The sequence below is a fragment of the Methylobacterium sp. D48H genome, assembly GCF_053345715.1.
This window is the reverse complement of record NZ_JBKFAP010000021.1, coordinates 25,837-39,493: the sequence shown is the minus strand read 5'-3', so window position 1 is coordinate 39,493 and position 13,657 is coordinate 25,837. Positions and strand designations below refer to the sequence as shown.

Genomic DNA, 13,657 nt, shown 5'->3' with positions numbered 1-13,657 from the left:
CCGCCGTCTCCGGGCCCGGTCCGAGGCCGCTCCTGCCACGCAACCCGCCATGCCCAAGCTCCTGATCGTCGACGACTCCGCCCTGATGCGCAAACACCTTCGCCTGATCTTCGAGGAGACGGGCCAGTTCGAGGTGCGCACGGCGCGCAACGGCCGCGACGCCCTGGACCAGATCGACAGCTTCGAGCCCGACGTGGTCACCCTCGACATCAACATGCCCGAGATGGACGGGCTCACCTGCCTCGGCGAGATCATGGCGGCGCGCCCGCGCCCGGTGGTCATGGTCTCGTCGCTGACCCGCGAGAGCGCCGCCGTGACCCTGGAGGCGATGCAGCTCGGCGCCGTCGATTACGTGGAGAAGCCCGGCGGCACCGTCTCCCTCAACATCGGCGAGGTCCGGGACGAGATGGTCGCCAAGGTCCGCGTCGCGGCCCGGGCCAAGCCCCGCCGCGCCCGCGGCCTCCTCGACCGGGTCCGGCGCGGGCGCGGCGAGATCGCGAAGCGCCGCCCGGCGCCCCGGACCGCGGCCCGCGTGGAGGGCTGCGTCCTGATCGGCGTGTCGACCGGGGGACCGCGGACGCTGGAGGAGATCCTGCCGGAGCTTCCGGCCGACCTGCCCTGGCCGGTCGTGATCGCCCAGCACATGCCGGGCTCCTTCACGGGGGCCTTCGCCCAGCGCCTGGACCGCCTCTGCGCCCTGGGGGTGGTGGAGGTGACCGCCCCGGTCCCCCTCGCGGCGGGCCGCGTCTACATCGGCCGGGGCGACGCCGACGTGGTGATCGAGCGCCGGCTCGGCCGGCTCGCGGTCGCCACCGTCCCGAGCGACCCGGCCCTGCGCTGGCACCCCAGCGTCGACCGCCTCGTCCGCAGCGCCCGGGATCACCTGCTGCCCGAGGCCCTGATCGGCGTCGAACTCACCGGCATGGGCGACGACGGCGCCGCCGCCCTGGCGGCCCTGCGGGCTGCCGGCGGCCGCACCATCGCGGAGGCCGAGTCGAGCGCCGTCGTGTTCGGCATGCCGGCCGAGCTGATCCGCCTCGGCGGCGCGACCCTGACGCTGCCCGCCCGCTCCATCCCGGCGCAGCTCGTCGGCTGGCTCTCCTGAGATCGACACCGAGACTGCCATGGCCCTGGTCCGCAAGCACCCCGCCCTCCCCGCGCCGGCGGAAGCCCCGGAGGATCCCCGGATCGCCCTGGAGGGCCCGACGGCCGCCGGGCGCCGCGACGCGGCCCATCGCCTGGCCGCCGATCCCGACGCCGCCGGCCTGCTGGCCGACCGCCTCGCCCGCGAGGCGGACCGGAGCGTCGGCGAGGCGATCCTCGGCGCCCTCGGTCGCATCGGCACCCCGGCGGCGGCCGAGCGCCTGTTCGGCCTGCTGGGCTCGGAGGACGTCTGGCTGCGCAACGCCGCGATCGAGACGCTGCAGGAGATGGACGCGGCGGTGCTCGGCGCCCTTGAGCGGGCCCTCACCGATCCCGACAGCGACCGCCGGATCTTCGCGGTGAACGTGCTGGTCTCCCTGCGCCACCCGGCGGCCGCGACCTACGCCCGCCGGGTCCTGGCCGAGGACGGGCACGTCAACGTCTGCGCCGCCGCCCTCGACGTGCTCGCCGAGATCGGCACGCCCGAGATGGTGCCGGAGATCGAGGCCGCCGCCGCCCGCTTCCCCGACGCGCCGTTCCTGCGCTTCGCGGCCAGGGCCGCCTGCCGCCGCATCACCTGACCGGCGGCCGGCATGACCGCACCGTTCCCGCCGCCGACGCCCGTCGTCACCGATGCCGACTTCGTCCGCTTCCGCGACTTCTTCTACCGCAAGACCGGCATCATGTTCGCCGACAACAAGCGCTACTTCGTCGACAAGCGCCTGCAGGAGCGGATGCTCGCGAGCGCGCTGCCGGTCTTCCGCGACTACTTCAACACCCTGCGATTCCAGGCCAGCGGCCAGGAGTTCCAGACGCTCGTCAACCTGATGACCGTCAACGAGACCTACTTCTACCGCGAGGAGTACCAGTTCCGCTGCCTCGTCCGGTCGATCCTCCCGGAGGTCACCCGGCGCAAGCGGCCGGGCGAGCCGGTGCGGATCTGGTCGGTGCCCTGCTCGACCGGCGAGGAGCCCTACTCGATCGCCTTCCAGCTCCTCGACACGTGGCCGGAGGTCGACCGGTACGACATCGAGATCGTCGCCTCGGACATCGACACCGCCGTGCTCGACCAAGCCAAGCGCGGCCTCTACGGCGACCGCGCGGTCCAGCACGTCCCCCGGGCGACCCTGGAGCGCTACACCCGGCGGGTGCAGGGCGCCCACGAGGTGATCCCGGACATCCGCGACTCGATCGCCTTCGCACAGGTCAACCTCTCGGACCCGCTCTCGACCCGGCAGTTCCGCGGCTTCGACGTCGTGTTCTGCCGCAACCTGCTGATCTACTTCGACGACGCGTCCCGCCGCGGCGCCGCCCAGACGCTCTACGAGGCGCTCGATCCCGGCGGCTTCGTCTGCCTCGGCCATTCCGAGTCGATGAGCCGGATCTCCGCGCTGTTCGACCTCCGGAAGTTCGCGGAGGCGATCGTCTACCAGAAGCCCCTGAGCGCGGAGGCCTGACATGGCCAGGATCCTCGTCGTCGACGACGCCACCACGGTGCGCCTGTACTACCGCGACGTGCTGGAAGAGGCCGGCTTCGCGGTCGAGGAGGCCGTGAACGGCTACGAGGGCCTGGAGAAGGCCGTCGCCGAGGGCTTCGACCTCGTCCTCGTCGACGTGAACATGCCCAAGATGGACGGCTACGCCTTCCTGCGGCAGGGCCGGACCATGCCGGAGCTCCAGGCGGTGCCGGCCGTGATGATCTCCACGGAGAGCGCCGGCGCCGACCGCGCGCGGGCCTTCGCGGCGGGCGCCAACCTCTACCTCGTCAAGCCGGTGCGCCCGGACGCCCTCGTCGCGGTCGCCACCGTGATGGCCGGAGCCGCACCGTGACCAACGCCCTGCTCGCCCAGTTCATCCCCGAGGCCCGCGAGCTCCTGGAGCGCGCGGGGAGCGGCATGCTGGCCCTGGAGAAGTCGCCGGGCGCCGAATCCCTCGACGACGTCTTCCGGGCGGTGCACACCCTCAAGGGCACGTCCGGCCTGTTCGAGATCGCGCCGCTGACCCATCTGGTCCACGCGGCCGAGGACCTTCTGGTCGAGGTCCGGGCCGGCACGCTCGTCCTGGAACCCGCCATCGTGGACGGGCTCCTCGACAGCCTCGATCTGGTCGGCCACTGGATCGACGTCTTGGAGAGCCGCGCGGTCCTGCCGGACGACGCCGACGCCGTGATGGCGGGCCGGGTGACGGCCCTGCGGGCGTGGCTCCCCGCGGCGATCGAAGCCACCGTCGCGCGGGCCGATTACGGGCCGCCGGACTGGCTCGCCGACCTCCCCGAGGCGGACCGGCAGGCCGCCTGGAGGCGCGCCGCGGCAGCGGGCGCCCCCCTGACCGCGTGGCACTACGAGCCCGACGAGACCTGCTTCTTCCGCGGCGACGACCCGGCCCATCTTGTGGCGCAGGCCCCGGGCCTCGTCGCGCTGCGGGTACGGCCGCGCGCCGCAACCCCGTCGCCGGAGACCTGCGACCCGGTGCTGAGCTGGCTCCGCTTCGAGGTTCTGTGCGTCGCCGACGCCGAGGCGGTCGCCGACCATCTGCGCTACGTCGCCGATCAGGTCCGGGTCGGCGCGATCCGGCCGGACGACCTGATCGTCCTGACCGGGACGGAGGATGAGGCCGAGGTGTTCGGCGACTTCGCCGCGCGGGCCGGGACGCTCCTCGCCGAGGACGCCCGGGCGGACCTCGCCGCCGCCGCCGACGCCCTGCTGGGGATCGTCGGTGCCGGGACCCGGCAGGCCTGCGCCCTGCGCTGGATCGCGGCGCTGGCCGCCACGGCGGAGACCGAGACGCTCCGCCGCCTCGCCGCCGACCTCGGCGGCCCGCGGCCGGCCTCGGGTTCGCCGCCGACCGATCGGCCGCCCGCAGAGGTGGCCGCCCCGGACCTCGCCCTGCGCCAGCAGGCAGAGGCGATCCTCGCCGCGCAGGCCGAGATGCTGGCCGTGCCGACGGACCCGGCCGTCGCGGAGGGCCGGTTCGAGTCCGTGCGCACGGTGGTGCGGCGCTGCCTGCCGCATCTGGTGCCCGGCCGGGCCGCCGCCCTGGAAGCAGCCCTGGGCCGAGCGCGCGCGGGCGCCACCGAGACCCTCGGCGCCGTCCTCCGCGGCGTGGCGAGCGGCGCGGCCGCCGCACCGCCGATGCCGACACCCTCCGGAGAGCCCGCGCCGCGGCCCACCGCGGCCCCGCCGCCGGCGACCGAGCCGCGCGATGCCCCGGAGGGATCCGGCCCTGACGCCAAGGGTCCGGCGCGCATGCTGCGGGTCGAGCAGGGCAAGGTCGACGCCCTGATGAACTTCGCGGCCGAGCTGACGGTCGCCAAGAACGGGCTCGCCTATCTCGCCGGACGCGTCGAGCAGGTCAGCGGCTCGCGCCAGCTCGGTCGGGAGATCAAGGAGCAGTACGCGGTCATCGACCGGATCGCCCAGAGCTTGCAGGTCGGCGTCATGGCGATCCGCATGATGCCGGTGAGCCAGGTTTTCCAGCGCTTCCCCCGGCTCGTCCGCGACATCACGCGCAAGCTCGGCAAGGAGGTCGAGCTGGTGATCCTGGGCGAGGAGACCGAGGCCGACAAGAACGTGCTGGAGAGCCTCGCCGACCCGCTGATCCACATGGTCCGCAACGCCCTCGATCACGGGATCGAGACCCCCGCGATCCGGATCGCCGCCGGGAAGCCGGCGCGCGGCACCCTGCGGCTCGCGGCGCGGCAGGAGAACGACAACGTCATCATCGAGGTGGCCGATGACGGCCGCGGCATCGACCCGGAGGCGGTCCGCGAGAAGGCGCTGCGCAGCGGCCTGATCGGCCCGGATCAGGCCGCCCAGATGACCGCGGAGGATCTCGTCAACCTCGTCTTCGCGCCCGGCTTCTCGACGCGGGATCAGGTCTCGGACCTCTCGGGGCGGGGCGTCGGGATGGACGTCGTGCGCAGCGCGGTGCGCAGGGCGGGCGGCGACGTCTGGCTCGCGAGCAAGCCGGGCGCGGGCACCTGCGTGACCGTGCAGCTGCCCCTGACCATGGCGGTGACCCGCATCGTCACCGTGGTGGCGCGGGGCCAGCAATACGGGGTCGCCATGGACGCGGTGGCCGAGACCGTGAAGGTTCCGCGGGACCAGATCCACCGGATCAAGCAGCGCGAGACCTTCGTCCTGCGGGACGCGATGATCCCCCTGATCCGGCTCGCCGACAGCCTGGGCCTCCCGGCGGCCTCGGACGCGCCGCCGGAGGAGGAGGCCGTCATGGTCGCCCGTGTCGGACGCGAGCGGGTCGGCATCGTGGTCGACGGCTTCCGCGAGCGCATGGAGGTCATCGTGCGGCCCCTCGACGGTCTCCTCGCCGGCCTCGCGGGCTTCTCCGGGACGGCGCTCCTCGGCGACGGAAGGGTTCTCCTCGTCCTCAACCTGTCGGATCTGCTCTGATGGCCCTCGAACACAGGGGCGCCCGCATCCGGCTCTCGGGCCACTGCCCGGTCGAGGATGCCGAGCCGCTGCTCGATATCCTGCGCGCCACCCCGGAGGCCGTCGTCGACCTCACCGGCGCGGCGTGGCTCCACACGGCGGTGCTCCAGGTGCTGATGGTCGCGGCACCCGCCCTCCGCGGCCGGCCGGCCGGAGCCGTGCCGGCGGCCTGCCTGGCCGCGCTGCCCGAGGCCGCCGCGGAAGGCGCCGCGGAGGCCGAGCGCGGATGACCGAGCCGGGGACCGGGCGCATCCTCGCCGTGGCGAACCGCAAGGGCGGCACCGCCAAGACCACGACGGCCGTGAATCTGGCCGCGGCGCTCGCGGAGCGCGGCCGGCGGGTGCTGCTCGTCGACCTCGACAGCCAGGGCCATGCCGGCCTCGGCTTCGGCGTGCGGGCGAGGCCCGGCGAGCCGACGGTGCACGACCTGTTCCGCGGCACCGGGGTGACGGATCTCGGGCGCGCCGTGCGGCGCACCGCCGTGCCGAACGTGGACGTGCTGCCGGCCGATCGCGGCTTCTCGGGCCCCGACGGCGCCGTCGCGCCCCTCGGTCTCGCGGCGGCGCTGAAGCCCCTGGCGACGGATTACGCGGTGATCCTGATCGACACCGCACCGACGGCCGACGCCCTGCTGATCAGCGCCCTGGCGAGCGCGCACCACGTCCTGGTTCCGACGCAGCTCAGCCACCTCGCGGTGGACGGCGTCGGGCAGTTCGCGCGCGCGTTCTTCCGGGTGGCGACGAGCCTCAATCCCGGTCTGCGCGGCCTCTCGATCGTGCCGGTGCAGGTGGATCTCCGGATCACGATGCAGCGGGAGGCCCTCGAGCAGCTCGCGAGCCGGTTCGGCCGGGAGCGCCTCCTGGCTGGGATCCGCACGGACATCGCTCTGGCGGAGGCCTTCGGATGCGGACGGCCGGTTCGGTACGTGAATCCCCGTGCGCGGGCGGTGCAGGACTTCGAGCTGTTATGCGACCACGTCATGGAAAAATGCATTGCCGGGCAGATTGGAACGATTAAAACTTAGCCGTTCGCACAGACATGGAGTTCAGAGCGAGAAATGAATACGATATTACTGGTGGACGACTCACCGACCATTCTTTCGAGCATGTCAGGAATACTTCGCAGTTCGGGATATGAAACCGAACAGGCCGCCGATGCCGAGACGGCACTCGCGAAGGTCAAGGCAGGCCTGAGGCCGGCCCTCGTAATCACGGACTTCCACATGCCCGGCATGGACGGCGTCCAGTTGATCCAGGAGTTGCGGAAGCTCGCGCCGACCCGCTTCACGCCGATGCTCGTTCTCACGACGGAATCGCAGCAGGAGAAGCGCGACGGCGCGCGCCAGGCGGGGGCGACCGGCTGGCTGGTGAAGCCGGTCCAGGCCGACAAGCTGCTGCAGGTCCTGACACAGGTCGCCCCCGCGATTCAGCGCCGCGCCGCCTGATCCGGGCGACCCCTCTCCGCTGAAGCCCGCTCCGCGGGCCTCGGCCTCGCCCGGCCCCGCGCCACCGCTTCCGACCGAATGACCGTTCCCGCGATGCAGATTGCTGCCCGTCCCTCCGCGAAGACCGAGCTGCGGACGCTCCTGCTCAGTGCCGCGGCCGGCGGCGCGGTCGGGGCCGTGCCGCTGATCCTGGGGATCGCGCAGCCGGCGCAGCTCCTCTTCGCGGCCGCCGCCGCGCTCTGCGGGGGCCTCGTGACCCGCGGGCTGCAACCGTCCTGCCGCGCGGTCGAGCCGGATGCCCCGCCGATGGCGGTCACGCTTCGGGCCGAACCGGCGGCCGCCCCGGCGCACGGAGCGGCCTGCGCCGAGGCCGTGGCCCGGGATCTCGGCGACCTCGACCCCTATTTCGCCGTGACGGGCGAGCAGCTGCGCAGCATCGTCGCGCAGACCGAGGCGGCCGCCGCCGCGATCCTCGCCTCGCTGCAGAGGCTCGACGCCGCCCAGGCGCGCAGCGCCGCCTGCATCGGCGGCGCGCACGACCGCATCGTCGGCTTCGCCGAGCAGAGCGACGCCGCGCTGCAATCCCTGGCGGCGGCCCTCGGCGCCTATCTCGACCGGCGCCTGAACGAGACCCGCGAGGAACGCGGCACCGTCGAAGTGGCCGTCGGGCAGATGCGCGGGCTCGATGCCCTGATCCTCAGCCTCGAGAAGGTCGGGGCGGCGACCCGGATGCTGGCGCTCAACGCCAACATCGAGGCGGCCCGCGCCGGGGCCCACGGAGCCGGCTTCCGGGTCATCGCCCGGGAGCTCCAGGATCTCGCGCAGACCTCCCAGACCGCGATGGCCGAGGCGCGCGTGCAGGTGGCGGACGCGCAGCAGACGATCAGCCGGGTGCTGATCGCCGATCGCGGGGACGACGCGACCCGCACCGAGCAGGAGCGCCTCCGCGCGCTGATGGCCGAACTCGGCGGGATCGCCGAGACGACCACCCGGGTCCTCCTCGGGATGGCGCGGACGGACCTCGCCGAGGTCAAGGCGCAGAATGCGGCGGTGGGCGACGAGGTGCTGTCGGTCTTCGGCCAAGTTCAGTTCCAGGACGTCGTCCGCCAGCAGATCGAGGCGGTCGACGCCGCCAACGCGGCGCTGCAGCTCTGCCTCGACGGCCTGCGCCGGCGGCTGATCGGCACCGGGCCGGGGCGGGCGATCGCGCCGGCGGCGATCCTCGAGACCGCGCGGGCGCGCTACGTCACCCAGATCCAGCGCCGCGTCGACGCCCAGGCCCTCGACCACGTCGTCGACCAAGCCCTCGACCCGGTAGCGCCCGACATCGAGCTGTTCTGACGGGGCGGGCCGCGATGTCACGGAAGCGTCAGAAAACAGCGCCACATCCGCGGCACAGCTTGCATCGACCGTCGCGGTGCCGGATGCGGGCTGCGGCCCCGCGCTGTCCCGTGACCGATCCGCATCCGAGACCCGTACGTGATCTTCATCCACCAGCCCGCCGTCGGCGCCGGAGCCACGCTGCTTGAGCGCCGCGTCATCGATCTCCAGGACACGATCCCCGAGGACACGGTCTGGCTCGATCTGATCCGCCCGAGCCGCGAGGAGGAACTGAAGGTCGAGTCGTTCGCGGGCATCGAGGTGCCGACCCGCGAAGAGATGAAGGACATCGAGCCCTCGGAGCTGCTCTACGTCGAGGACGGCGCCCGCTACATGACCGGCCGGGTGCTCTCGAAGGTCAGCGACGCCGAGGAGCCGGGGCTGGCCGGCATCACTTTCATCCTGCGCGGCAACCGTCTGGTGACGGTGCGCCACGAGGAGCCGCAGGCCTTCCGCATGTACACGCAGCGCGCCGGGCGCTCGATGGGCAACGGCGGCGCCTCGACCCCCTCGGGCGAATCGATCCTGGCCGGGCTGATCGAGGCGGTGATCGACCGCGCCGCCGACGTGCTGCAGCTCCAGGGCGAGCGCATCGACCGCCTGTCGGGCAAGATCTTCGAAGTGCAGGAGGACCCCTCCGCCCGCAACACCGCGCTGCAGGACACGCTGCGGGCGCTGGGCCGGCACGGCGATCTCATCTCCAAGCAGCGGGAGAGCCTCGTCTCCATGGAGCGGATCCTGCTCTCGCTGTCGGCGACCTACCGGACCAACAAGGCCCCGCGCGACCTGCGCGAGGACGTGCGCTCGACCCTACGGGATCTTCAATCCCTCGAGGAGCACGCCACCTTCCTGTCGACGAAGATCCAGTTCCTGCTCGACGCGACCTTGGGGCTCGTCAACCTGGAGCAGAACAACATCATCAAGCTGTTCTCGGTCATGGCGGTCGTCTTCATGCCGCCGACCCTGATCGCGTCGATCTACGGCATGAATTTTAAGTCCATACCGGAACTAGATTTCGCCTTCGGATACCCGATGGCGCTGATCATGATGGTCGTGGCGGCGGTATTTCCCTACTTCTTCTTCCGGTGGAAGAAGTGGCTCTGACAACAAACGCCGGTATAGAGCCGACAGAATCTTAAGACCTCTACGGGAGCATGGCGGGGCCTGAAGGCGCGGCGCGGCCGCGTAGACGGAACCTCCCATGCGCTTCTCCCTCAAGACGATCCTCGCCGGTGCCATCGGCCTGCTCGCCCTCGCCGCCGTGGGCCAGGGGATCGCCAGCGTCGTGAGCCTGTCGGAGATCGAGCGGAACGCCGCGGCGATCTCGCAGCAGGCCCTGCCCGCGCAGAACCAGGCCGAGGCCATCGGGACGGCCGTGCGGGACGCGCGCCTGCGGCTCTACCGGCTCGCGGTGGCCTCGCCCGACGCGGCGGCCCTGGACAGGAACCAGACAGCGCTGACCGACGCCCTCGGCGAGTTGTCCGGCCTCCGGCAAGCCTATCAGGACCGCCTGACGAGCCCGCAGGCCCGGGCGATCTACGAGCGCTTCACCAACGCGTGGAACGCCTACCAGAACATCCAGCTGCAGGTGGTCGAGCTGATGATCGCGGGCGACCAGCCGGGCGCCCTCGCACTCGTGCTGGATCCCGCGACGGGGGCGCAGAACGACGCCGCGGTGGCCAGCCTGACCGAGTCGATCGCGGCGGCGCGGGGCCAGACCGAGGCCAACGTCACCCAGACCGTGCAGGCGGCGACGCGGGCCAAGCTGATCGCGCTGATCGCCACCGTGGTCGGCCTCGCGGTCGCGGCGGCCGCGATGCTGTTCGCCCTGTTCGGGATCGCGCGCCCCATCGAGCGCATGACCGGCGCGATGGGCCGCCTCGCCGAGGGCGACGAGACCGTGCCGGTCCCGCATACGGGGCGCCGCGACGAGATCGGCGCGATGGCGGCGGCCGTGCAGGTCTTCAAGGACAACCTGATCCACACCCGTGCCCTGGAGCAGGAGACCGCCCTGGCGCGGGACGGCGCCGAGGCGCAGCGCCGGCGCGCGGTCCACGCCATGGCCGAGTCCTTCGAGGCCGCGGTCGGCGGCGTGCTGGCCCGAGTGGCGGACGCCGCCCTCGGCATGCGGGCCGACGCCGAGGCGATGAGCGGCACGGCCACGCACACCGCGGAGCGCTCGGCCACGGTGGCGGGCGCCGCCCAGGAGGCCGCCCAGCATGTCGGCACGGTCGCGGCGGCCGCGGAGGAACTCGGCGCCTCGGTGCAGGAGATCGGCCGCCAGGTCGACGGGTCCGCCGAACTCGCCCGGAGCGCGGTGGTCCAGGCCGGCGACACGGCCGGCCTCGTGCAGGAACTGAGCACCGCCGCGGGCCGGATCGGCGACGTCGTGCGCCTCATCACCGACATCGCCGGCCAGACGAACCTGCTGGCGCTGAACGCCACGATCGAGGCGGCCCGCGCCGGCGATGCGGGGCGCGGCTTCGCGGTGGTCGCCAGCGAGGTGAAGCAGCTCGCCGCCCAGACCGCCCGGGCCACCGAAGAGATCGCCGGTCAGGTCGGCCGTATCCAGGGCGCGACCGGGCAGACCGTGGACGCGATCGACGGGATCACGGCGCGCATCCGCGAGATCGACGGGGTGGCGACCTCGATCGCAGCCGCCGTCGAGCAGCAGGGCGCGGCGACCCGGGAGATCGCCCGGAACGTGGCCGAGGCGGCGTCCGGGACCGGCGCGGTCACCGGGACGATCGACGCGGTGGCGCGGGCGGCCGACGACACGGGTACGGCCGCCACGCGGATGCTGGCCTCCGCGTCGAGCCTCTCGGAGGAGGCCGCCGAGCTGCGCCGGGAGATCGACGCCTTCCTGCACACCGTGCGCGCGGCCTGAGGCTCGGCCTCAGGCTCAGCCGGGGCTCGACAGCTTCATCAGGACGAGCCCGGAGCCGATCAGGCCGGCCGCGAGGATCCGGCTGGCACTCGCCTGCTCCCCGAGCACGGCGATGCCGACCAGGAAGGCGCCGACCGCGCCGATTCCGGTCCAGATCGTGTAGGCGGTGCCCAGGGGCAGCGTGCGCATGGCCAGCGCCAGGAAGCCGACGCTGCCGGCCATCGCCAACGCCATGATGGCGGTCGGCCAGAGGCGCGTGAAGCCCTCCGACTGCTTCATCGCGAAGGCCCAGACGACCTCCAGCACGCCCGCGGTGACGAGATAGATCCAGGACACGGCGGCCCTCCCGAAAGGGCCGGGCCGTCCCGGACTTGTGCCCCGCGCGGCGGGGGGAGGACGTGGCCTCGCGGCGGGTCAGCTAGCGATGATCGGCCGAGCCCGCAAGCGCGGCGGCCGCGGATCCCTCAGGCCACCGCGGCGAGGTGCTTGACCTCGGCCTTGGCTACCACCTTGCCGACCGGCGGCGCCTTGCAGGTCTCCGCCTCGGGCGCCAGGACCGGCGGCTGCACCCAGCGGCCGGCATCGAGGTCGGCGATCCGGCCGTTGATCTCGCGGATGACGTAGCGCGAGAACGGGTAGACGTGGAGGTAGATCACCATGTTGGTGACCACGGCCTCCAGGGCGGCCGGGTTGCGGCGGGCGGTCTCCAGGAACACGCTCCAGAAGTGCTTGGCGAGCTCCGGACGCCGCACGGTCATCCGCCAGCACACCCGCAGCAGCGAGTAGAGATCGTGGGCGATGTGGCCCCAGTTGAGCTTCTGGGCGGCGAATTTCGGCCGCTTCACCCGCCGGGCGACCACCCGGACCCGGTCGAAGAAGTTCGGCGGGTCGTAGATCTCCTGGAGGACGTCGCGGTAGTCGGCCAGCACGTCGCGCTGCGGCCGCAGGGTCACGAAGTTGATGCCCTGCGTGCACTGGTCGCCCTGGTCGGCGGTGGTCGCCGCGTAGTTCTCGTAGAGGCGGCCCTCCTTGCGCAGGCGGCGCGAGAGCTGCGTGTTCGGCAGCGCGAAGAGCAGGCCGACCATGGCGATCGGGATGCCGGTCTGGCTGATGCACAGCGACATCGCCTTGCTGATGCTGTCCTTCTCGGTGTCGAAGCCGACGATGAAGCCGGCCGTGACGAACATGCCGTGCTCGTAGAGCTTGTGCACGCTGTCGGCGATGGACCGCTTGGTGTTCTGCTTCTTCTGCGTCTGGATCAGCGTCGCCTCGTCGGGCGTCTCGATCCCGGTGAACAGGGCGAAGAAGTTCGCGTCCCGCATCATCCCGAGCAGCTCGTCGTCGTCCGCGAGGTTGAGCGAGGCCTCGGTGGAGAACTTGAACGGGTAGCCGTGCGCCTCCTGCCACTGGATCAGGTGCGGCAGGAACAGCTTGATCGCCTTCTTGTTGCCGATCAGGTTGTCGTCGACGAAGTCGACATGGCCGCGGTAGCCGAGGCCGTAGAGCCGGTCGAGCTCGGCCAGCATCTGCGGAGTGGTCTTGGTCCGCGGGGCGCGGCCGTAGAGCTCGATGATGTCGCAGAACTCGCAGGTGAACGGGCAGCCGCGCGAGAACTGGACGCCGATGTAGAGGTAGTGGCTGAAGGTCAGCAGGTCGAAGCGCGGGATCGGGCTCTTGGTGACGTCGGCCTTGAACTTCTCGGCCGTGAGCCGGCCGCGGCGCTCGCCGGCCTCCCAGGCGGCCACGAACGTGTCGAGGATGCCCTCGGCCTCGCCCAGCACCAGGAAGTCGGCCTTGTCGTAGACCTCCGGCGTCGAGGTCGGGGCCGGGCCGCCGACGCAGACCGGGGTTCCGAGCGCCACGCAGCGGTCGATGACCACGAGGCAGTCCGGCTCCTGGGGCAGCATGCCGCCGGTCATCACGAGGTCGGCCGCCTGGATCTGCGCGTCCGTCAGCTCCTCGCAGTTGCGGTTGATGAGCGTCACCTGCCAGGCCGGCGGCAGCATCGCGGCCAGCGTGATGAGGCCCAGCGGCGGCGCGGGCGCGCGGGCGCCCTGCAGCTCCATGGCCTCTTTGAAGTTCCACATCGAGTTTTCGTAGAACTTCGGGAACACCATCAGCACGCGCGGGGCCGTGTTCGCTTCCGACATGCCAGTTTCCCTCGTTCACACGCACGGTCCCGGCCCGACCGGAGATCGGGGCGGGCACAGGATCGCTCTGCTGACCTGCGGGCGAATTAAGGCCGTTTTTCGCTCCCGCAGCAATCGGAGCCGCCGATCCCGACAGGACGCGCGTCCGGGCCGCGCGAATCAACCCCGCCGACGGGTCCCGGGGCGGATCCGGCCCGTTTGCCGC

13 protein-coding genes are annotated in these 13,657 nt (G+C 72.2%); 11 read left to right on the top strand and 2 right to left on the bottom strand.

Features of this window, described 5'->3' with window-relative positions; genetic code table 11:
* The first annotated feature begins 49 nt into the window (after window positions 1-49).
* The 11 genes from cheB to ACLBX8_RS24705 all read left to right on the top strand — a co-directional run bounded on the left by cheB (window position 50) and on the right by ACLBX8_RS24705 (window position 11,302).
* The gene (cheB, locus tag ACLBX8_RS24755) at window positions 50-1,105 is read left to right on the top strand and encodes a chemotaxis-specific protein-glutamate methyltransferase CheB (protein ID WP_447715862.1); all 1,056 of its coding nucleotides are present in this window, start codon (window positions 50-52) and stop codon (window positions 1,103-1,105) included.
* Window positions 1,106-1,124: 19 nt separating this feature from the next.
* Window positions 1,125-1,724, top strand: a complete 600-nt coding sequence (locus ACLBX8_RS24750; protein WP_447700591.1) for a HEAT repeat domain-containing protein — start codon at window positions 1,125-1,127, stop codon at window positions 1,722-1,724.
* Window positions 1,725-1,736: 12 nt separating this feature from the next.
* The gene (locus ACLBX8_RS24745; RefSeq protein ID WP_447700590.1) at window positions 1,737-2,600 is read left to right on the top strand and encodes a CheR family methyltransferase; all 864 of its coding nucleotides are present in this window, start codon (window positions 1,737-1,739) and stop codon (window positions 2,598-2,600) included.
* A 1-nt stretch (window position 2,601) separates the two neighbouring features.
* The gene (locus tag ACLBX8_RS24740; protein ID WP_091683012.1) at window positions 2,602-2,973 is read left to right on the top strand and encodes a response regulator transcription factor; all 372 of its coding nucleotides are present in this window, start codon (window positions 2,602-2,604) and stop codon (window positions 2,971-2,973) included.
* The gene (locus tag ACLBX8_RS24735) at window positions 2,970-5,552 is read left to right on the top strand and encodes a chemotaxis protein CheW (protein WP_447715861.1); all 2,583 of its coding nucleotides are present in this window, start codon (window positions 2,970-2,972) and stop codon (window positions 5,550-5,552) included. Before ACLBX8_RS24740 ends, ACLBX8_RS24735 begins: the two co-directional genes overlap by 4 nt.
* Window positions 5,552-5,821 carry a hypothetical protein gene (locus tag ACLBX8_RS24730; protein WP_447683365.1) on the top strand — a complete coding sequence of 90 codons (270 nt, stop codon included), beginning with the start codon at window positions 5,552-5,554 and terminating at the stop codon, window positions 5,819-5,821. Before ACLBX8_RS24735 ends, ACLBX8_RS24730 begins: the two co-directional genes overlap by 1 nt.
* On the top strand, window positions 5,818-6,615 hold the full coding sequence (locus ACLBX8_RS24725) for a ParA family protein (protein WP_447700588.1): 798 nt from the start codon (window positions 5,818-5,820) through the stop codon (window positions 6,613-6,615). The genes ACLBX8_RS24730 and ACLBX8_RS24725 overlap by 4 nt, the downstream gene beginning before the upstream one ends.
* 51 nt (window positions 6,616-6,666) lie before the next feature.
* On the top strand, window positions 6,667-7,035 hold the full coding sequence (locus ACLBX8_RS24720) for a response regulator (protein ID WP_447700587.1): 369 nt from the start codon (window positions 6,667-6,669) through the stop codon (window positions 7,033-7,035).
* Between the two features lie 93 nt (window positions 7,036-7,128).
* Entirely contained in the window at window positions 7,129-8,376 is a 1,248-nt protein-coding gene (locus ACLBX8_RS24715) for a methyl-accepting chemotaxis protein (protein ID WP_447700586.1), read from the top strand.
* Between the two features lie 138 nt (window positions 8,377-8,514).
* Entirely contained in the window at window positions 8,515-9,519 is a 1,005-nt protein-coding gene (locus tag ACLBX8_RS24710; RefSeq protein ID WP_012320756.1) for a magnesium transporter CorA family protein, read from the top strand.
* A gap of 97 nt (window positions 9,520-9,616) precedes the next feature.
* Window positions 9,617-11,302: a methyl-accepting chemotaxis protein gene (locus ACLBX8_RS24705; protein ID WP_447700585.1), complete on the top strand. Its 1,686-nt coding sequence runs from the start codon at window positions 9,617-9,619 to the stop codon at window positions 11,300-11,302.
* A gap of 15 nt (window positions 11,303-11,317) precedes the next feature.
* On the opposite strand, the gene ACLBX8_RS24700 is transcribed toward ACLBX8_RS24705, so the two are convergent.
* Window positions 11,318-11,638 (bottom strand): DMT family transporter, encoded by a 321-nt coding sequence (locus ACLBX8_RS24700; protein ID WP_447700584.1) that lies wholly within the window; start codon window positions 11,636-11,638, stop codon window positions 11,318-11,320.
* Between the two features lie 128 nt (window positions 11,639-11,766).
* On the bottom strand, window positions 11,767-13,452 hold the full coding sequence (locus ACLBX8_RS24695; protein WP_447700583.1) for a B12-binding domain-containing radical SAM protein: 1,686 nt from the start codon (window positions 13,450-13,452) through the stop codon (window positions 11,767-11,769).
* Window positions 13,453-13,657: the final 205 nt, after the last annotated feature.

What these genes read in the sequence shown, in the direction of transcription:
- ACLBX8_RS24695 (WP_447700583.1), bottom strand. Translation starts at nt 13,452, where the DNA reads ATGTCGGAAGCGAACACGGCCCCGCGCGTGCTGATGGTGTTCCCGAAG.
- ACLBX8_RS24740 (WP_091683012.1), top strand. Translation starts at nt 2,602, where the DNA reads ATGGCCAGGATCCTCGTCGTCGACGACGCCACCACGGTGCGCCTGTAC.
- ACLBX8_RS24715 (WP_447700586.1), top strand. Translation starts at nt 7,129, where the DNA reads ATGCAGATTGCTGCCCGTCCCTCCGCGAAGACCGAGCTGCGGACGCTC.
- ACLBX8_RS24730 (WP_447683365.1), top strand. Translation starts at nt 5,552, where the DNA reads ATGGCCCTCGAACACAGGGGCGCCCGCATCCGGCTCTCGGGCCACTGC.
- ACLBX8_RS24705 (WP_447700585.1), top strand. Translation starts at nt 9,617, where the DNA reads ATGCGCTTCTCCCTCAAGACGATCCTCGCCGGTGCCATCGGCCTGCTC.
- ACLBX8_RS24725 (WP_447700588.1), top strand. Translation starts at nt 5,818, where the DNA reads ATGACCGAGCCGGGGACCGGGCGCATCCTCGCCGTGGCGAACCGCAAG.
- cheB (WP_447715862.1), top strand. Translation starts at nt 50, where the DNA reads ATGCCCAAGCTCCTGATCGTCGACGACTCCGCCCTGATGCGCAAACAC.
- ACLBX8_RS24750 (WP_447700591.1), top strand. Translation starts at nt 1,125, where the DNA reads ATGGCCCTGGTCCGCAAGCACCCCGCCCTCCCCGCGCCGGCGGAAGCC.
- ACLBX8_RS24745 (WP_447700590.1), top strand. Translation starts at nt 1,737, where the DNA reads ATGACCGCACCGTTCCCGCCGCCGACGCCCGTCGTCACCGATGCCGAC.